Consider the following 18,753-nt stretch of genomic DNA (forward strand, 5'->3'; position numbering starts at 1 on the left):
CGCGGGTGGTCAGTCCTGTCCGTTGACCGTCGACGTCACGGGCGTGCCGATCTCGATGGTCCGGCTGACCGTGCACAGCTTGTCGTGCGAGGCGCGGACCGCGCGCGGGAGAACCTTGCGGGCGTTGTCGCCGCCGGTGCCCTCGGGGAAGGAGACCTGGAAGCGGACCTCGAGGTCGGCCAGATGCGCGCCGAGCTCGTCGCTGATCTTGTCGCCGCTGACGGAGACGGTGAATTCGACCGGCTCCGCATGACGCGCGGTCGCGATGTCGACATCGATCGCGGTGCAGCCGCCGAGCGCCGCGAGCAGCAGTTCGACCGGCGTGAAGTCGGCATCGTCCCCGGACCCGAACACGACCCGCCCGCCGCGCGGATTGGTGGCGGCGAACCGTCCGGGAGCGGTCCGTTCGATTCGTACCGACCGCAGGCTGTCGTCAGTCATGGTCACGACTGTAGGTGACCGCGCTGTGAGACCCGTCATGATCGGATATGGTCGGAACCGGTTCGCCGTCGGCGCATTGCGGCGAACCGAGCTGTGGAGGTGAAGTTCCGAATGCCGATGTCCTACTTGCTGTACGACTTCCTGCTGCCCCACCTGGGTCAGGAGGCCGCGACCTACTGGGCGCAGCTGCTCGTCGTCAATCCGATCTAGCGGACCGTAGCGGCGAGATAGCCAGAATCCCTGGTCACGGCGGGTGACATCGGGTCATCAGTCCAGTCCTCTCCGACTGGCTATGAAGTGGCCTGATCCACCCGCCTAGAATTGTGGCGTTCGATTCCCGAACGGTCCGATTCCCCGATGATCAGGAGTTTGCCGTGGCTACGCCCGAAACCACCCCGACGACCGGCACCGCCCGCGTGAAGCGCGGCATGGCCGAGATGCTCAAGGGCGGTGTGATCATGGACGTCGTCACCGCCGAGCAGGCCAAGATCGCCGAGGACGCGGGCGCGGTGGCCGTCATGGCGCTGGAGCGGGTCCCGGCCGACATCCGCGCGCAGGGCGGCGTGGCGCGCATGAGCGATCCGGACCTGATCGACGGCATCGTGAACGCGGTCTCCATCCCGGTGATGGCCAAGGCGCGGATCGGCCACTTCGTGGAGGCGCAGGTGCTGCAGAGCCTCGGCGTCGACTACATCGACGAGTCGGAGGTGCTGACTCCCGCCGACTACGAGCACCACATCGACAAGTGGCAGTTCACCGTGCCCTTCGTGTGTGGCGCCACCAATCTGGGCGAGGCGCTGCGCCGCCTCACCGAGGGCGCGGCGATGATCCGCTCCAAGGGCGAGGCCGGTACCGGCGACGTCTCGAACGCCACCACCCACATGCGCAAGATCCGCCAGCAGATCCGCCGCCTGCAGTCGCTGCCCGAGGACGAGCTGTACGTGGCCGCCAAGGAGCTGCAGGCGCCGTACGAACTGGTCCGCGAGGTCGCCGAGTCCGGCAAGCTGCCGGTCGTGCTGTTCACCGCCGGCGGCATCGCCACCCCGGCCGACGCCGCGATGATGATGCAGCTGGGCGCCGAGGGCGTCTTCGTCGGCTCGGGCATCTTCAAGTCCGGCAATCCGGCCCAGCGCGCGGCCGCGATCGTCAAGGCCACCACCTTCTACGACGATCCGGACGTGCTGGCGAAGGTGTCGCGCGGCCTGGGCGAGGCCATGGTCGGCATCAACGTCGACGACATCCCGGAGCCGCACCGGCTCGCCGAGCGCGGCTGGTAAGCGCCCGTACTCTCCCGACGCCCCTCCGGCACGATCGCCGGAGGGGCGTCGGCGTATTTCGGGTGGACGTTCGTCACCGAATCGAGTATCCGAATACCCGGGTGGTGCACCGGCAACGGGCCGACAATGGGTATGGACGCGTTGCGACGGAGGGAACGGCGATGCGCGGCACGACGATTCGCGGGGCGGGCGGCGATGGCTGACGACCACACGGTGATCGGCCGCGCGGTGGCGATCCTGGACGCGGTCACCGAGGCGGCCGGGCCGGTGCCGCTGGCGGAGCTGACCCGGCGGACCGGGATCCCGAAGCCGACCGTGCGCCGGATAGCGAACGATCTCGCGGAGCGGGACATGCTGGCGCGCACGCCGGAGGGCTACGCCGCCGGAAGCCGGTTGATCCACCAGGGGCCGCGGTCGGCGTTCCAGAGCGGCCACGCGCTGACGGTGCAGCCGTATCTGCAGGATCTGCACCGGCATTCGCGCGGCGAACTGGCCTGGTTCGCCACCATGAACGACGGCGAGCTGACCGTCGCCGGGGCCGCGTTCGGCCGCCCACACGTCCCGGCGATCAAGGCGGCGTGCTGGCCCAGCACCGAGCTGCTCGGGCCGAGCATGGTGCTGCTCGCCTCCGGCCGATTGCAGATCGCGCACCAGCCGGAGCGGGCCGATGCCGTGCTGGCGGGCGGCTGGGCGCCGCTGACCCGGTACTCGCTGATGGATCGGCGGCGCATGCGGGATCTGCTGACGCAGGCCCGCGATACCGGATTCGCCCGCGAGGTCGAACAATTCACGCTCGGCTGGAGCTGTATCGGCGCGGTCCTGCGGGACGGCACCGGCGCGATGATCGGCGCGCTCGGCATCACCGGGCGCTGCGACCGCATCGAGGCCCGCGGTCTGGACGTCGAATTGCGCAGGTCCGCACAGGCATTGGAGCGTGAGCTACGCGCTTCCGACCTCGTCGGTGACCCGCCGCTGGAGTTGCCGCACTTTCACGGCCGCACCGGTATCGGCTACGTCTGGCCGACGGTGCAGCGAACCGGAGCGCGGCTGCCGGACAGTAGCGTCCGCGATCTCCGGCAGGCTGCCGCGGCCACACTCCGGACACAGCTCGCACGCGACACCGAGGCCGATAACGACGAGGTGCCGGGCACGACGGTGGGCTCGTAGGCCGGAACCGGCGCCGGATCTACCGGTACTCGGCGCTTGTTTCCGGGCGGGTGTGTCACTGAGCGACACGGTGCCGGTGCGTTTCCCCGGAGCTGGGGCGATTGTTCAGTCGACAGCAAATTCGCGGAAACGGGGTGGAGACGTCATGCGCATCATCGGATCGCCTTGGCGCACAGAGTATGACGGGTGGAGACGGCCGTCTCGCGCGATCGGGGGCGCGGCGCGGTCCGGGCGTGTGCTCGCGGTGGGTGCGGCCGTCGCGGCCTGCCTGCTGCTGGTACCCGGTTGCCGGGACGGCAGCTCGGCAAGCGGAAACCCCGATTTCGGCCCGGAGACGGGACGCAATTCGAGCGAATGGCCGAGCGGGAGCCCGGCTACCGGGGTTCAGGGGTCCGGCGGTCCGGATTCCGGCGGTTCGGGGACGGCGCAGGGTCCGGGCGGCTCGACGGGCGGCGGTCCGGATTCCGGCGGCCGAGCCCCCGGAAATCCGGCGGGTTCGGGCAATACCGGTGGGGCGCCGGGGAACCCGGGCGGTAATTCCGGTGAGGTCTCCGCGCGCGGCCTGCCGATCGATCTGGGCACCTACGACTTCAACCCGGGAACTACCCTCGCGTCCTACGTTCGGTATCGGATCCTGACCGCGGCCGCCCCGGGCTGCCGGGCGAAGGGCATGCCGGAGGACTGTGTGACGGTGCAACTGGTCAATGTCGAAGACCGCGTGGAGATTCCGCCCTGTCCGGAGAATCCGGCGCAGGGTCGCGAGCAGTTCCCGGACAGCGTGGAGTTGCTCGCGAGCTACGGCGAGAGCGGCATCGACAGGCGACTGCCGTCGGGCAGCGGTGACGGCGAGCGTGCCTTCGCCATGGGAGGCAGCAAGCCGCCCGACGTCGTGCACGTGTACTGGACCCACTGCCGGGCCGCGGTGACGACAACGACGAGTGCCGTGCCACGGACGACCACCACAGTCGTTCCATCGACGACAACTGTCCCGCCGACCACCGCTCCTGCGATCACGACAACCACCACCGCTGCCCTGAAACCTTCGACGGTCTCGACGATTTCGCCGGAAGTGGCGCGACCGTCGGCTACTGTCGATGGTCCTACGGCGACCACGACGGAGAGTTCCGGTGGCTGAGACCGAATCCGCCGACAAGGCCGAAGACCGGGCGGGACCGTTCGCGGGGCTCGCCGTGGTCGCCCCGATCATCGGCCAATTCGTCGCTCCGGCAACGCTTCTGGCGGGCCTGCTGTTCTACTGGGGCTTCTTCCATGCCCGCGGATTCTGCAAGTACTTCGGGGTGGATTCGTCCGTCCTCGGGCTCAGCACCACCGATTACGTGATGCGCAGCGCCGATGGGCTTTTCGTTCCGCTGGCGCTGTGCGGTGCGACGGCCCTCGGGCTGTTGTGGCTGTGGGCGGTGCTGCCGAGCAGGATTCGCGGGGCCTCCTGGCCGCGGTGGATGCTCGCGATCCTGACCGTCGTCGGCTTTCTGCTGATGCTCAACGGGCTGTCCAGGCCGCAGTTCGAGACACCGCTGAACCGTTCCCTCGGAGTCGCGCCGATCTGCCTGATCATCGGCGTGCTGCTGCTGTGGGCGGTGGTGCTCGAGCGCCGGAAACAGAACAGCGACGACGCGGAGGATTCGTCCGCCCGCACCAGCACCCCACTCGAATGGGGCCTGATCCTGCTGCTGGTCGGCGGCGCATTCTTCTGGGGCGCAACCGATTACTCGATGGCCGTGGGCCGCGGCCGCGCCGACGACATCGCGCGGCTGACGCTGCGCACCGACCCGGGCGTCACCATCTACAGCGAGAAGAACCTCGCCCTCGGCGTCCGCGGCGTCACCACCGTGCGCTGCGCCGAACCCGATGCGGCCTACCGCTTCCGCTACGACGGCCTGGTCCTGATCATGACCACAACAGACAACCTGGTCCTCCTCCCACGCACCTGGACCCCGCGCGACGGCGCAGCAATCGTCCTACCCCGCACCGGCCCCGGCGCAACCCGCTACGAATACGCCTGGCAGCGTGGAGCGGCCCCGACCTGCTGAGCCACGCACCCACCTGTCATCCGGCGCATTCTGTCGCCTGTCCCCTCCGGCACGCTCGGCCTTCTCACCCCCGGCGCGCTCTGTCCTCTCTCATCCCCGGCGCGCTTTTGCCGGGGCCATTGCCTGCGGGCGGATTCCGGCCAAAAGCATGCCGGGAAATGACGGAGGGTGTGCGGCATGCCGTCCAGGCACTCATCGCAGGCAGGCTGGGCCGAACAATGCTTTGAGTTCGCCCATGAGGGCGGGGGAGGGCTGGACTCGGAAGCGGGGGTCGATGGCGAGGAGTTGGGGACCGTTCTTGCCCACCAAGCGGATACGCACCTCGGTGGGTCCCGGGTGCTGCTGGAGGGTCTCGCGCAGGGTGCGGACAGTGCCCGGCGTGCACGCCGGTACCGGGATGGTGACCGTGACCGGTCCCGACGATCCCGCGAGGTCCGGCACGGTGACCTGGTCGCCCAGCAGGGACGTGCGTCCCTCGCGGACGCTGACGTGTGCGGTGACCAGCACGACGGCGTCCTCCGCGAGCGAGGTGGCCGCGGCGGCGTAGGCGGCGGGGAAGAACAGCACCTCCGCAGCCGCCTCCAGATCCTCCAGGCGCACGATGGCCCAGGGTTCCCCCTTCTTCGTGATCCGGCGATCGACGGAGACGACGAGGCCGCCCACGACCACCTTGCGGCTGTGCCCGAGTCCGCCCTCGGCGAGCGTGGCGATCGAGGTGTCGCACCGCGCGGCCAGCGCCGGTGCCACCTCGTCGAGCGGATGCCCGGATACATACAGCCCCAGCATTTCCCGCTCGAATCCGAGCAGCTGCCGCGCATCCCATTCCTGATCCGGCACCGGAACCTCGAAAACCGCTGCGGCGTCCCGGCATTCGTCCATCGAATCGGCGAAGAGGTCGAATTGCCCACGCGCCGCGGCCTTCTTGGTACTCATCGCCGCGTCGACCGCCTCGGCGTGCACCAGGTACAGCCCCTGGCGCGGATGCCGCAGCGAATCGAAACCGCCCGCCTTGACCAGGGATTCGACCACCTTCTTGCTGCAGGCGGTGGCGTCGACCTTGGCCAGGTAGTCGGAGAAACTCGCGAACCGGGCCGATTCGCGGGCCCGCACAATGGATTCGACGACCGGTTCGCCCACATTGCGCACGGCACCCAGCCCGAATCGGATATCGGATCCGACGCAGGTGAAGGTGGCGGCGGAGTCGTTGACATCCGGCGGCAGCACCCGGATACCGCGTTTGCGGCAGTCCGCCAGGTAGATCGCCGACTTGTCCTTGTCGTCGCCGACCGAGGTCAGCAGCGCCGCCATGAATTCGGCGGGATAGTTGGCCTTGAGGTAGGCGGTCCAGTACATGACCAGGCTGTACCCGGCGGCGTGCGACTTGTTGTAGGCGTATCCGGCGAACGGCAGCACGGCCTCCCACAGCGCGGTGATCGCCGCATCGCTGTACCCCTTGTCGCGCATGCCCTTCCGGAAGTTCTCGAACTCCTGGGCCAGCACCTCCGGCTTCTTCTTGCCCATCGCGCGGCGCAGCAGATCCGCCTGCCCCAGCGAGTATCCGGCCACCTGCTGCGCGATCTGCATGATCTGTTCCTGATAGACGATCAGGGCGTAGGTCTCCGACAGGATGTCGCGCAGCGCCTCGTCGAGTTCGGGGTGGATCGGGGTGACCGACTCCCGGCCGTTCTTGCGGTCGGCGTAGGACCAGTGCGCGCCGACCCCCATCGGCCCCGGCCGGTAGAGCGCGTTGGAGGCGATCAGGTCGTTGAATTCGGTGGGCGCCATGCGCAGCAGCAGTTCTCGCATCCCGGCCGAATCCATCTGGAACACACCGAGATTGTCGCCGCCCGCGAGCATGGCGTAGGTGTTCGCATCGTCGAGGTCGAGCGTGTCCAGGTCGATATCGAGGCCGCGATTGTCGCGGATGTTGGCCAGGCAGTCGCCGATCACGGTGAGCGTGCGCAGGCCCAGGAAGTCCATCTTGAGTAGGCCGATGGCCTCGCACGAGGGATAGTCCCAGCCGGTGATGACCGCCCCGTCCTGCGGCCGCTTCCACAGCGGAACCACATCCATGAGCGGTTCGCTGGACAGGATCACGGCGCAGGCATGCACGCCCGCGCCGCGCACCATGCCCTCCAAACCCACCGCGGTGTCGTAGATCCGGCGCACATCGGGGTCGGACTCGAGCAGTGCGCGCACCTCGGCCGCCTCGCCGTAGCGCTCGTGCGCGGGATCGGTGATGCCCGCGACCGGAATATCCTTGGCGGCCACGGCGGGCGGCAGCGCCTTGGTGATGCGGTCGGCGATCGCGAATCCGGGCTGGCCGAAGTGCACGCGCGCCGCATCCTTCAGTGCCGCTTTGGTCTTGATGGTGCCGAACGTGATGACCTGCGCGACCTTGTCCGCACCCCAGCGCTCGGTGGCATAGCGGATCATCTCGCCGCGGCGCCGGTCGTCGAAGTCGATATCGATATCGGGTGCCGACGGCCGCTCGGGATTGAGGAACCGCTCGAACAGCAGGCCGTGCTCGATCGGGTCGATATTGGTGATCGCGAGCGCGTAGGCGACCAGCGAACCCGCCGCCGACCCGCGTCCCGGCCCGACCCGGATGCCGACCTCGCGGGCGTGTGCCACCAGGTCGCCAACGACCAGGAAGTAGGCGGGAAATCCCTTGTCCCGGATGATGTCCAGCTCGAACCGTGCCCGGTGCGCATAGTGGTCGGGTACGCCGGACGGGAAGCGCCAGCGCAGGCCTGCGTCCACCTCCCGCCGCAGCCAGCTGTCCTCGGTGTGGTCGCCCGGGACCGGGAACACCGGCATGCGGTCGCGGAATTCCCACACCTCGTCGTACGGCTCGATGCGCTCGGCGACGGCGAGGGTGGCATCGCAGGCGCCGGGGACCTCGCCGTCCCACAGCGCGCGCATCTCGGCGGCCGACCTCAGGTAGTAGCCGTCGCCGTCGAAACGGAACCGGGTCGGATCCGACAGGGTCTTGCCGGTCTGCACGCACAGCATGGCCTCGTGCGCCGCCGCCTGCGCCCGCACCACGTAGTGACAATCGTTGGTGGCCAACGGAGTCAGGCCGACCTTCTCGCCGACGGCCAGCAGGTCCTCCCGGACGCGCCGCTCGATGGACAGCCCGTGATCCATGACCTCGAGGTAGAAGTTCTCCGCGCCGAAGATCTCCCGCCACCGGCCCGCCGCCTCGTACGCCGCATCGAATTGCCCCAGCCGCAAACGGGTTTGGACCTCGCCGGACGGGCATCCGGTGGTGGCGACGATGCCCTCGGCGTGCTCGGCGATCAGTTCGGCGTCCATGCGCGGCCACTTGCCGAGCTGCCCCTCGAACGACGCCAGCGACGACAGCCGGAACAGATTCCGCAGTCCCGCAGCGTTTCTCGCGAACATGGTCATGTGCAGGTAGGCGCCGGAACCGGAGACGTCGTCGGACTTCTGCGACGGATCTCCCCACCGCACCCGCCTGTTCGAGAACCGGGACTCCGGCGCCACATAGGCCTCGATCCCGATGATCGGCTTGATCCCGGCGCGCTGCGACTGCCGGAAGAACTCCGCCGCGCCGTACATATTGCCGTGGTCGGACATCCCCACCGCGGGCATGCCCAGGCGTTCGGCCTCGGCGAACAGTGGCGCCACCTTCGCCATGCCGTCGAGCATCGAGTACTCGGTGTGGTTGTGCAGATGGACGAAGGACGCGTCGCTCATCGAATCACCCTGTGCCGTCGATCGGGGCCCGCAACCGCCTCTCGGTTGTGCCGAAAGCGGTGCCGACCGTGTCGTTTCGCAGTGATATGACCAGGTGGCAGGGGAGCGAGTCGAACAAGCGACACGCTAGGGTGGACAACCATCAGTTGTGTGGAGAGGTGATCCGATGGATCTCGATCCGGCGTCCGTCCGCGCGTTCGTCGCGGCGTTCGACGAGGGACAGTTCAGTCATGCCGCGGCCGTCCTCGGCCTCAGCCAGCAGGCGGTGTCCAAGCGGATCGCCAAGCTGGAGGCGCAACTCGGTGCGGCGCTGTTCGACCGCGTACCCGCCGGGATCGCGCCGACCGCTGCCGGTGTCCGCCTGCTACCGCACGCACGGTCGCTGCTGGCGGTGGCGGAGGCGGCGGTGGCGGCGGTCCGGGAGCAGCCGCGCCCGCTGCGGGTGGCCATCCAGGGGGAGCGGCAGGGGGCGTTCGAGCAGATGCGGTTCTACCTGGACCACAATCTCGAATCCGATACCGAGATCGTCATCTCGAACGTATCGGTCACCTCGCGAGACATGCTGGTCAGCGGCCGCGCCGACGCGGCATTCGCGCGGCCGCACGGCGGTCCGCATCCGCTGCCGCCGGAAATCGCCGCAGCCCCGGCCTATCTGGATGCGGCGCATCTGCTCGTCGGGAAGGATCACCCGCTGGCCAGGCGATCGTCGGTGCCGCTCCGCGAGCTCGGCGATATGACGGTGTGGATTCCGGGCGCGGCGATCCCCTCGGAATGGGCCGACTTCTACCGCGAGCTGAGCGAATTCTGCGGTGTCACAATCGATACCACGCCCAAGTCGCGGCAGTCGGGAGGGGATGGCGCGGGCGGCGACGGCATCACGGCCATGCTCGACCTCATCGCCGCCTCCGACAGTCTGGCCACCGTCAGCGGCGACAACTTCCGCAACCCGTGGCATCCGCGTATCCGGCGGCTGCCCATCGTCGACCCGACGCCCGCCTACCCGCACGCGCTGCTGTGGTCCACCACCAACACCCATCCGGGTCTGCCGCACCTGGTCGATTACTTCCGCGACAACTACAACAACGATCTCGCGGCCGACTGCTGGATCCCCGCGCCCGATCGTCCGCTGTTCTGTCCACTAGTCTCGAGGCAGTGAGCAGACTGCACTTGTTCGACCTGGACGGCACGCTCATCCACGGCTCGGCCGCGGCCATCGAGATCTCGCGGCAACTCGGGCTCGAGGTCGAAATCGCCGAGCTGGAACGGGCTTTCGCGGCGGGCGAGCTGACGACGTCGAGGTTCGCGGAGCTGGCCGCGGAGCTGTGGGGCGAACTGACCGAGGCCCACGTCGCCGCCGCGTTCGACGGCGCGCCGTGGTTGGCGGGGATCCGGGAGGTGTGGGCGGAGATCCGCGCCCGCGGTGAGCGGTGCGCGGTGATCTCGCTGTCGCCCGGATTCTTCGTCGAGCGATTGATCGGCTGGGGCGCCGACGCGGCGCGTGGCTCGCGCTGGCCCGCCGTGCCGTTCCGGGAGCGGCTCGATCCGGCCGGAATCCTCGACCCGGCGGCGAAGGTGCGGATCGCGGACGAACTGTGTGCGCAGTTCGGGCTGGACCGCGCGGACTGCATCGCCTACGGGGACTCCATGTCCGATGCGCCCCTGTTCGCCGCCGTCCCTCTGTCGGTGGCGATCAATGCCGACCATCACGTGCGCGATGTCGCCTCGCACAGTTATCGCGGACGCGATCTGCGTGCGGCATTCGCGCTCATCGACGATCGCGGCCGGAAGCATCTACGGTAGGTGTCGAATTACGTTGCCCGGCAATGAAAGCGGGTGGGGTCACCGGGGCTTTTCCAGGGCCGCGGCGTATGCCCGCAGGATGGCCGCTTCGTCGTACACGACGACCGGCCGCAGCCAGTTCTCGGCGTCGACGACCATCCGGACGGTGCGGGCCGTGCCGTCGTCGGAACCGGGCGCATCCTGGACCCGCTGCGTATCCGGTGCCGGTAGATTCCACCCACCCATCGATCCGTTCCCCTCATCCGCATAGGTCGCGAGGTGCGACACCGTCGAGCATCGGGCTTTCGTCTTTCCGGCGGCATAACGGATGCTTAACTCCCCGCGACCGGCGAGGTCAGGGGGCTGTGACAACCCCCACCGGAAAATCCTTCGCGCCGGATCGGCGGGCCTTGCTACCCTCGCTGTCGTGCACTTGTACTTCCTCTAACGGCTCCGGGCCCGCATCCTCGACGGATCGCTGACGGCCCCGCATTCGATGTCCCGTCGCGCGGTCGCGCGCACTCATCGACCAAGGCACATCCCTTTCCCGCATCGCGGATGACGTGTGCCCGGAGGAAGTTTCATGACCATCTGGATTCAGCCTGCCCGCGGGCGGGCGCAACTGACCTGTTCGGCCGTTCGCGTGCAGCGCGGCGAGCACACCGTGCTCGACGGCGTGGAGATGACCGTGTCGCCCGGTTCGCGGTGGGGGATCGTCGGCGAGAACGGGCGCGGCAAGTCCACGCTGCTGCACGTGCTCGCGGGCCTGCTCACCCTCGACGCGGGCAGCGTACAGCGGGTCGGCACGCTGGCGCTGGCCACACAGGAGATGCCGGACCACGACGCGCGGACCGTCGGCGACGTCGTCGACGAGCACCTGGCCGCCTCCCGGGAGGCGATGCGACGGCTCGACGCGGCGACCGCGGCCCTCACCGACGAACGTCCCGGCGCCGACCGGGAATACGGCGACGCGCTGGATCTCGTGCAACTACTGGATGCCTGGGACGCCGACCGCCGCGTCGATGTGGCGCTGGAAGGTCTCGGGGCGGTATCGGATCGGGACCGGCCGCTCGCCACGCTGTCGGTCGGGCAGCGGTATCGCGTGCGCCTGGCGGTGCTGCTGGCCGCCGGGGACGATTTCCTGCTGCTGGACGAGCCGACCAATCATCTCGACCGCGCCGCACTGGAATTCCTGACCGCGCGGCTGCGGGCCTTCCCCGGCGGCGTCGTGGTGGTGAGTCATGACCGGGCGCTGCTGACCGATGTGGCGGAGACGATCCTGGACCTGGATCCGACCCGCGACGGCCTGCCGCGCAGCTACGGCGACGGTTACGCTGGGTACCGGGACGGCCGCCGCGCCGAACGCGAACGCTGGGAGGAGGAGTACAAACAGCAGCAGACCGAGCGCGTGCGCCTCGCGAACGACCTGTCGTCGGCGCAGAATCGGCTGGTCACCGGCTGGCGGCCGGACAAGGGCACCGGCAAGCACCAACGTGCCACGCGCGCGGGGTCTTTGGCGCGTGCCGTGCATCGCCGCCAGGACGACCTGGAACGGCATCGCATCACCGCGCCGACGCCGCCGCGGCGGTTCACCATGCCCGAACTTCCGGCGCGGCCCGGCGTCACCCTGGTGCGGGCCGAGGAGGTGACGGTCGCGGGACGACTGCCGCGACCGGTCGAGCTGTCACTGAATTCCGGTGACCGCCTGGTGATCACGGGTGCCAACGGTGCCGGCAAGTCCACGCTGCTGCACGTGCTGTCCGGCGCGCTGGAGCCGACGACGGGGCGGCTGCACCGAGCGCGGAAGGCGCGAATCCAGCTGCTGGAGCAGGAATCTCGGCGTTCGACGCATCGTCGCGCGCGCGAGGTCTACGAGGCGTACCTGGCACGGGCGGTGACGGCGGGGCTGCTCGCCGAGGGCGAGGTGATCGGACTCGCCTCGCTGGGCCTGCTGTCCTCCCGCGAGGTGAACAAGCGGATCGGCGACCTGTCGATGGGGCAGCAGCGCCGCCTGGATCTGGCCTGCGCCTTGGCGACTCGCCCGCACGCGCTGCTGCTGGACGAGCCCACCAACCACCTGTCCATCGCGCTGGTCGACGAGCTCACCGACGCGCTGCACGCGACCGCAGCGGCCGTCGTCGTCGCCACCCACGACCGGCAACTGCAACGCGACGTGCGGGACTGGGCGCGCCTGGACCTGCACGCAGCGGACCCGACAGTGGCCCGATCCTGATCCGGCCGAGGTGCGTCAGTCGAGGCAGAATTCGTTGCCCTCGGGGTCGGCCATCACGATGTGGCCGAAGTCCAGCGGGGGCTCGGGGTCGTGGCGGTGCAGCCGTTTCGCGCCCAGCGCGGTGAGCCGGTCGCACTCGGCTTCCAGGGCCGCCATCCGCTGCTCGCCCTGGAGCCCGGGGGCCGCGCGCACGTCGAGGTGGACGCGGTTCTTGGCGACCTTGTCCTCCGGCACCTGCTGGAAGAACAGCCGGGGGCGCCGCCCCTCCGGATCCTCGATGGCGGACCGGGTATTGCGCTGGTCCTCGGGTACGCCGAGCCGTGCGAGGAATTCGTCCCACGCGGCCAGCGGGTCGGCGCCCTCGGGCAGGTCGACTCCGGGCGGCGCGGGGTGGACGTAGCCGAGGGCATCGCGCCAGAACGTCGACAGCGCTGCCGGGTCGTGGGCGTCGAAGGTGATCTGGATGTCGCGGCTCATAGGGTGACTCCGTTCGTCATGGGGAATGTGTGGTGGGCGGACGTCGTGAATCGACTCATGGTGGATGTGCTGCACCGAGTCTGCTCCGGGCCGGACTCGTTCTTGCGGTTTGGGATCGCGGGGGCCGACGTGCACCCGTCAGGCCGGATGTCCCGCCGGGTCCGCACCGACCGGTCGCGGCTGTGGCGTGTGTGCTTCACGGCTTCACCCTGGCACGGCTAGCGGACAGAATTGGTCCGCTATTTCTGGCAAGGTGGTGATGTGGACGCGGCGGGCGACGAACGAGGCACGACGGAGCGCGTGCTCACACTGCTCGGGCTGCTGCAGCGACAGGTCTGGACCGGCCCCGAACTCGCCGAGCGGCTCGGCGTCACCCCGCGCACGGTGCGGCGCGATGTCGAGCGGCTGCGGACACTGGGCTATCCCGTGCATGCCAGCCAGGGCGTCGGCGGCGGATATCAGCTCGGCCCGGGCCAGGAGTTGCCGCCGCTGCTGCTCGACGACGAGGAGGCGATCGCCACCGCGGTCGCGCTGCTCGCCGGGGCGGGCGGCGCGGTCGCGGGCGCCGGTGATGCCGCCCTCCGCGCGCTGACGAAACTCGACCGGGTGCTGCCCACGCGGCTGCGGCACGAGGTGCGCGCGCTGTCCGGCTCGGTGGAGTCCTTCGGCGGCGGCCGCACGCCGGTCGACCCCGAGCCGCTCATGACCTTGGCGCGCGCATGCCGAGACGAGGTCGAGGCCGGATTCGACTACTCCTCCGGTGGCGCGGTGCGGCCGCGGCGTGTCGAGCCCTACCGCCTGGTCGCCTCCGACCGGCGCTGGTACCTGCTCGCCTTCGATCTCGACCGCGACGACTGGCGCAGCTTCCGCGTCGACCGGATGGCCGCCGTGACCGCCCGGACCTGGCGCTTCCGCCCGCGCGCGGCGCCCGATGCGGCGCCGTACGTACAGGAGGGCGTGGCCAGCCGGGTGTACTCGCGGCAGGCCCGCTTCCTCGTGCACGCGCCCGCGGAGACGGTGCGCGCGCAGATCCCGGCATCGGCGGCCGTCATCGATCCGCGCGAGGGCGGCCGCTGCGAGGTGCGCAGTGGCGCAGACAATCTCGACGCCGTCCTGCTCCATATGGCTGTGCTGGGGCACGACTTCGAGGTGCTCGACCCTCCCGAACTCCGGACGCGCAGCCGCGAGCTGGCGGAACGGCTGCGGTCGGCCGGTGCGGCGCCGGCGGCCACGCCGAACGCGGACCGTTCCTGAGGCCACGGCCACGCGGCCGGTAGCGGCAGGCACCGATCGTCGGCGACACGCTCACGTCGCGGAACTGACCGCCGCGCGGCGCCGGTCTCGCCCTCGTTGGTGCATGTGGCCGATGCCGACGACCGGATGGTTGTCGCGGCATCGATCGGCACGAATTGCTTACGCCGGGGCCGGATCTCGCGTTATCGGAATGGTTGCGATCCGCTGTTCCCCGGGAGCCGTCGTCGCGCGGCGGGGGATGATGGGCTCAGAGGAGCGCATCATGGACAGCACACTCTCCTTCGACGTCATCACCGCCGCGCTCGACCGGGTGAGCGGGCCCGGTAAGAAGTCGGGCGCGTGGTACCGCTATCTGTGCCCGGTGCACGAAGGCGATGGGCGCCACCACAATCCGTCCCTCGGCGTGATCTACAACCGGGCCGGGCAGCGCACCGTCCTGCGCTGTTTCGCGGGGTGCTCCGACGAGGAGGTGCTCGACCGCCTCGGGCTGCGGGTGCGAGACCTGTTCGACCGGCCACGTCGCCGCATCGCCGGTACGGGGCGCATCCCGCGAACGCATCGGCCGGGCCCGTCCCCGGCGGATCGGGCACTGCTGGCCGCGGGCCTGCCGCTGGCTGTCCACAAGCCCGGCGTCGGTCCCGCGATCGGCCCGCCCCGGGCGGTGGCGGCCTATCTCTACCGGTGGCCCGACCGCCGCCCGGAGGGCCGGGTCCATCGGGTCCACACGCCGCACGAGCACGGCCGCGTCAAACACTTCTGGCAGCAGCGCATGACCGAAAACGGCTGGCGGCACGGTGGATTCGCGCACATTCCCTATCGGCTTCCGGAGGTTGCGGCCGCCGTGGCGACGGGTGCGGACATCTATCTCTGCGAAGGCGAGCGGGATGTTCACAGCGCGCTGCGCACCGGAGTCGTCGCCACGACGAATGCCGGTGGCGCGCACGCGTGGACTCCGGCCCATGCCGCATGGTTGCGCGGCGCGCACCGCGTCTGGATCGTCACCGACCGCGATGCCCCCGGCTACCGCCGCGCCGCCAAGGCCGCCGATTCCCTGATCCGCCTCGTCCACGAGCTCCGCATCGTCCAGGCCCGCGACGGCAACGATCTCACCGACCACCTCGACGCCGGCCACCACCTCGACGAACTCGACCCGGTCCCGATCCTCGACGCCTACGCGATGCGTGGACAGGCACTCGCCTAGAACCTTTCAACGCCGTCGCTCAGATGCGGACGGCGGGCCGGTTCGGGTGGTCCCAGGCGATCAAGATGTCGGGCTCGGTGGTTCGATCGGCGCGGTGTGACAGCAGTGCGTCGATGGTGAATTCGGCGGCGGGGTCGGTGGTCCGGCGCAAGGCGCCTTCCGACATGTGGAGTTCGACGGACAGGTCGAAGTCGAGTCCGCGGCCGAGGAGCATGGGACCGGCCACGAACAGTACGGCGTCGGGTGCGGCGGAAACGGTTGTGGCGCGGGCGGATCGGTCGGTCCGCTCGTCCCACAGCGCGGGCAGCCAGCGCCCGCGCTCGCGCAGTGCCTGCAGCACTTCGCGTTCGAGCCCCGCATAGTCGAACCATGCTGTGCGGTAGGTCATCTCGTCACGACCGTACTCGAGGCGTAAAGAGGCCGGGCGAACGTAGTCGTGCAGCCAGACCACGTCGGCGGAACGACCGCGGGCACGCAGGTCGTCCGCGACCGCCCGCGCGAGGGCGAGCGGATCGGCGGCATCCGCGCCGTCCACCGCGACGACGCCTCGCCCCGTCATCCGGGCCGCGCGATCCGCGACGAGTTCCACCACCCCCTCGGCAGTGATCGGCGCAAACCTGGGCATCTGATCATGATGCACATGCCCGCGTCTCCCGCTATTCCCGGCATGCTTGTCTCCCGCTATTCCCGGCATGCTTTTGGCCGGGATCTCGCCATGGATTCCGGCCAAAAGCATGCCGGGAATAGCGGGACGGGTGGTGCATGCCGGAATGACGGGACGGGTGGTGCGTGTCGGGATGGCAGGAGCCGCACGAGTGACGGCCGGAGTGGGGCGTTGCGCGGCTGGGGGTCAGACTGCGCCTGATGCCGGGACGAGGGCGGATGCCGGGCCGAGCCAGGTGGTGAGGGCTTCGGTCAGGCCGTCGGTTCCCGGTTGCGCCGTCACCCAGGCCGTGTAGCCGTCGGGGCGGATGAGGACGGCGGCGGGTACGGGGATCTTGCCTACGCCGGGGACGGCCCAGTGGTCGTCGCGGGTCCGGGCGGCGACGAGATCGAGGCGGTCGCCCCACTGCGGGACCGCCGGGACTCGATTTCCGTTGAGGCTCAGCAGGATCGGACGTCCGGCGCGCAGGAGTTCGCAGACCCGGGTATCGCCGTCGGCGGTGCCGAGGTCGGCATCGGGCACGCGCCGCCCGGCCAGCGGGTGATCTCCCGCGGTGTCGTAGCGGAGGTCCAGGGCCGTGATCATGAGGCCGAGCCGGTGCCGCACCTCGTCCATGCCGATCAGATCGCCCACGATGTCGCGCAGCGCGTCGGTGTGCGGCCCGGAGCGCGACAGCGAGGTCTGGGCCCGGGTGTTGTGCAGGACGCGCGCCGCGACGGGATGGCGTTCGCTCTCGTAGGTGTCCAGCAATCCGTCGGGGGCGTCGCCGCGCACGGCGGCCGCGAGCTTCCACCCGAGGTTGGCCGCATCCTGTACGCCCAGGTTCAGCCCCTGGCCACCGGCCGGATAGTGGATGTGCGCCGCATCCCCGGCGAGAAGGACTCGCCCGTCGCGGTACCGGTCGGCCTGGCGCGCGGCGTCGCCGTAGTGCGACACCCAGCGGGGGCTGTGCATGCCGAAGTCGGTGCCCGCGATCTCGGTGAAGTGGCCGCGGAAATCGTCGAAGGTCAATTCCGTGCCCCGCTCCAGGACCAGGTCGTGCCGCTGCACGACCAAGCGGTACCAGCCCGGCTGGAACTGCACCGCCGAGAAGTCACCGGCACCCCGCCGATGCGCGAAGAACGGTTCGGCGGGCGGATCGGCCAGTTCGACATCGGCGATCATGCCGCTCATGGTGGCGTCGGTCCCGGCGAATCCGATACCGGAAAGCTTGCGGACCGCGCTGCGGGCACCGTCGCACCCGACGAGATACGAGGCGCGGAGGTCCCGGGTGCCCTCCGGGCCACCGACGGTGACCGTCACACCCGCGCCGTCCTGTCGGAGGCCGACGACCGGTGCGCCCCACCGCACGGGCGCATCGAGTTCGGTTGCGCGGCTGTCCAGCTCGCGCTCGATCACCGACTGCAGCACGGCGAGGAGGTAGGGGTGGCGGGTGTCGAAGTCGCTGAAATCCAGTGGCAGCCCGGCGAAGTGCCCGGCCTGCAGCGGACGGCCCTGTGCCAGTAGGCAATCCAGCAGCCGGCGCTGGTCGAGGATCTCCATCGTGCGGGCATGGATGCCCCCGGCCCGGGATTCGCCCGTGCGTGCCGGGAGGCCGTCGACCACGACCACCCCGACCCCGGCCAGCCGCAGCTCGCAGGCCAGCATGAGCCCGGTCGGGCCGCCACCGGCGATCACCACGTCCGTCGATTCCATGACCCACTCCCTTAACTTCGTTCAATACAATTTAACAACGTTAAGGACAACAGGATGTTGTTAAGCTGTCAAGGCGCTGAACCGGTCGAGGCGGTGCACGAAGGAGGTGGACGGTGAAGCTCGATACCCCGGCGATCGCGGAGGCCGCGCTCGGCCTGCTGGACGAGGTCGGACTCGACGGGCTGACGATGCGGAAGGTCGCCACGGCCCTGGATGTGCAGGCGCCCGCGCTGTACTGGCACGTCAAGAACAAACGCGAACTGCTGGACGCGATGGCCCGCGCCGTTTTCGTCTCCGCCGTCGCCGACGTCGAGGCGCCGCGGCGGGGCGAGGACTGGCAGGACTGGGTGATCGCGCTGGCGCGGCGGCTGCGGCGGGCGATGCTCGGCTACCGGGACGGGGCGAAGGTGCTCGCGGGCACCTACGTCACCGACGACACCATGTTTCGCACAGTGGAATTGACGCTGCGTACGCTCGAGGACGCGGGGTTCGAGTCCGCCGATGCCGTGCGGGTCTTCCCGATCCTGCTGCACTACACCGTCGGCTACGTCATCGAGGAACAGGCCCGGACCGGCGTCGACTACGCCGGGGGCAATCCCTACGACCGCGAGAAGGTCCGGCGCAGCGTCGATCCCGACCGGTATCCGCGCACCGCGCAGATGATGGCCGGGCTGTTCCCCTCGGACTTCGACGCCGAATTCGACCACGGTCTCCGCGTCGTACTCGCCGGAATCCTCGCCACCAGCACCGTTCGCTGATTCGAGGGCGCCGCCCCGGTGAGCCGGAGGTCG

At 69.7% G+C, this 18,753-nt stretch carries 16 protein-coding genes; 10 read left to right on the forward strand and 6 right to left on the reverse strand.

Features of this window, described 5'->3' with window-relative positions; translation table 11 throughout:
• Positions 1-9: 9 nt before the first annotated feature.
• A complete protein-coding gene (locus NM1_RS27075) occupies positions 10-441 on the reverse strand; it encodes an OsmC family protein (RefSeq protein ID WP_068025980.1) in 432 nt (143 codons plus the stop codon).
• Positions 442-815: 374 nt separating this feature from the next.
• Between NM1_RS27075 and pdxS the strand changes: the two genes are divergently transcribed.
• From pdxS to NM1_RS27095, 4 genes are all read left to right on the forward strand, one after another.
• Entirely contained in the window at positions 816-1,718 is a 903-nt protein-coding gene (gene pdxS, locus NM1_RS27080) for a pyridoxal 5'-phosphate synthase lyase subunit PdxS (RefSeq protein WP_068025714.1), read from the forward strand.
• Positions 1,719-1,913: 195 nt separating this feature from the next.
• On the forward strand, positions 1,914-2,885 hold the full coding sequence (locus tag NM1_RS27085; RefSeq protein WP_068025725.1) for an IclR family transcriptional regulator: 972 nt from the start codon (positions 1,914-1,916) through the stop codon (positions 2,883-2,885).
• A gap of 145 nt (positions 2,886-3,030) precedes the next feature.
• A complete protein-coding gene (locus NM1_RS27090; RefSeq protein ID WP_147288964.1) occupies positions 3,031-4,020 on the forward strand; it encodes a hypothetical protein in 990 nt (329 codons plus the stop codon).
• Positions 4,013-4,936: a hypothetical protein gene (locus NM1_RS27095; protein ID WP_246011243.1), complete on the forward strand. Its 924-nt coding sequence runs from the start codon at positions 4,013-4,015 to the stop codon at positions 4,934-4,936. Before NM1_RS27090 ends, NM1_RS27095 begins: the two co-directional genes overlap by 8 nt.
• 192 nt (positions 4,937-5,128) lie before the next feature.
• On the opposite strand, the gene dnaE is transcribed toward NM1_RS27095, so the two are convergent.
• Entirely contained in the window at positions 5,129-8,659 is a 3,531-nt protein-coding gene (dnaE, locus tag NM1_RS27100) for a DNA polymerase III subunit alpha (RefSeq protein WP_068025729.1), read from the reverse strand.
• A 166-nt stretch (positions 8,660-8,825) separates the two neighbouring features.
• On the opposite strand from dnaE, the gene NM1_RS27105 reads away from it, so the two are divergent.
• Both NM1_RS27105 and NM1_RS27110 read left to right on the forward strand, forming a co-directional pair.
• Entirely contained in the window at positions 8,826-9,815 is a 990-nt protein-coding gene (locus NM1_RS27105) for a LysR family transcriptional regulator (protein WP_068025985.1), read from the forward strand.
• On the forward strand, positions 9,812-10,459 hold the full coding sequence (locus tag NM1_RS27110; RefSeq protein WP_068025731.1) for an HAD family hydrolase: 648 nt from the start codon (positions 9,812-9,814) through the stop codon (positions 10,457-10,459). Before NM1_RS27105 ends, NM1_RS27110 begins: the two co-directional genes overlap by 4 nt.
• Positions 10,460-10,498: 39 nt before the next feature.
• Here NM1_RS27110 and NM1_RS27115 read toward each other — a convergent pair whose 3' ends face one another.
• The gene (locus NM1_RS27115) at positions 10,499-10,684 is read right to left on the reverse strand and encodes a hypothetical protein (RefSeq protein WP_147288965.1); all 186 of its coding nucleotides are present in this window, start codon (positions 10,682-10,684) and stop codon (positions 10,499-10,501) included.
• Between the two features lie 337 nt (positions 10,685-11,021).
• Here NM1_RS27115 and NM1_RS27120 point away from each other — a divergent pair, with 337 nt between their 5' ends.
• Positions 11,022-12,671, forward strand: a complete 1,650-nt coding sequence (locus tag NM1_RS27120) for an ABC-F family ATP-binding cassette domain-containing protein (RefSeq protein WP_068025736.1) — start codon at positions 11,022-11,024, stop codon at positions 12,669-12,671.
• 15 nt (positions 12,672-12,686) lie between these two features.
• On the opposite strand, the gene NM1_RS27125 is transcribed toward NM1_RS27120, so the two are convergent.
• Complete coding sequence (locus tag NM1_RS27125) at positions 12,687-13,148, reverse strand: VOC family protein (protein ID WP_068025740.1); 462 nt, start codon at positions 13,146-13,148, stop codon at positions 12,687-12,689.
• Positions 13,149-13,409: 261 nt separating this feature from the next.
• On the opposite strand from NM1_RS27125, the gene NM1_RS27135 reads away from it, so the two are divergent.
• Together NM1_RS27135 and NM1_RS27140 are read left to right on the forward strand one after the other, a co-directional pair.
• Entirely contained in the window at positions 13,410-14,402 is a 993-nt protein-coding gene (locus tag NM1_RS27135; RefSeq protein ID WP_068025751.1) for a helix-turn-helix transcriptional regulator, read from the forward strand.
• 262 nt (positions 14,403-14,664) lie between these two features.
• On the forward strand, positions 14,665-15,603 hold the full coding sequence (locus NM1_RS27140) for a toprim domain-containing protein (RefSeq protein ID WP_147288966.1): 939 nt from the start codon (positions 14,665-14,667) through the stop codon (positions 15,601-15,603).
• 19 nt (positions 15,604-15,622) lie between these two features.
• Here NM1_RS27140 and NM1_RS27145 read toward each other — a convergent pair whose 3' ends face one another.
• Positions 15,623-16,228, reverse strand: a complete 606-nt coding sequence (locus tag NM1_RS27145) for a nucleoside/nucleotide kinase family protein (protein WP_068025993.1) — start codon at positions 16,226-16,228, stop codon at positions 15,623-15,625.
• A gap of 225 nt (positions 16,229-16,453) precedes the next feature.
• Positions 16,454-17,962: an FAD-dependent monooxygenase gene (locus NM1_RS27150; protein WP_068025756.1), complete on the reverse strand. Its 1,509-nt coding sequence runs from the start codon at positions 17,960-17,962 to the stop codon at positions 16,454-16,456.
• A 113-nt stretch (positions 17,963-18,075) separates the two neighbouring features.
• Here NM1_RS27150 and NM1_RS27155 point away from each other — a divergent pair, with 113 nt between their 5' ends.
• Complete coding sequence (locus NM1_RS27155) at positions 18,076-18,720, forward strand: TetR/AcrR family transcriptional regulator C-terminal domain-containing protein (RefSeq protein ID WP_068025758.1); 645 nt, start codon at positions 18,076-18,078, stop codon at positions 18,718-18,720.
• The last annotated feature ends 33 nt before the right edge of the window (positions 18,721-18,753 follow it).

The sequence above is a fragment of the Nocardia mexicana NBRC 108244 genome, from assembly GCF_001613165.1.
GTDB lineage: Bacteria > Actinomycetota > Actinomycetes > Mycobacteriales > Mycobacteriaceae > Nocardia > Nocardia mexicana.

Coding starts and splice junctions, on each gene's coding strand:
- NM1_RS27115 (WP_147288965.1), bottom strand. CDS start 10,684: ATGGGTGGGTGGAATCTACCGGCACCGGATACGCAGCGGGTCCAGGAT.
- NM1_RS27150 (WP_068025756.1), bottom strand. CDS start 17,962: ATGGAATCGACGGACGTGGTGATCGCCGGTGGCGGCCCGACCGGGCTC.
- NM1_RS27085 (WP_068025725.1), top strand. CDS start 1,914: ATGGCTGACGACCACACGGTGATCGGCCGCGCGGTGGCGATCCTGGAC.
- NM1_RS27090 (WP_147288964.1), top strand. CDS start 3,031: ATGCGCATCATCGGATCGCCTTGGCGCACAGAGTATGACGGGTGGAGA.
- NM1_RS27125 (WP_068025740.1), bottom strand. CDS start 13,148: ATGAGCCGCGACATCCAGATCACCTTCGACGCCCACGACCCGGCAGCG.
- NM1_RS27105 (WP_068025985.1), top strand. CDS start 8,826: ATGGATCTCGATCCGGCGTCCGTCCGCGCGTTCGTCGCGGCGTTCGAC.
- NM1_RS27145 (WP_068025993.1), bottom strand. CDS start 16,228: ATGCCCAGGTTTGCGCCGATCACTGCCGAGGGGGTGGTGGAACTCGTC.
- NM1_RS27120 (WP_068025736.1), top strand. CDS start 11,022: ATGACCATCTGGATTCAGCCTGCCCGCGGGCGGGCGCAACTGACCTGT.
- dnaE (WP_068025729.1), bottom strand. CDS start 8,659: ATGAGCGACGCGTCCTTCGTCCATCTGCACAACCACACCGAGTACTCG.
- NM1_RS27075 (WP_068025980.1), bottom strand. CDS start 441: ATGACTGACGACAGCCTGCGGTCGGTACGAATCGAACGGACCGCTCCC.
- NM1_RS27140 (WP_147288966.1), top strand. CDS start 14,665: ATGGACAGCACACTCTCCTTCGACGTCATCACCGCCGCGCTCGACCGG.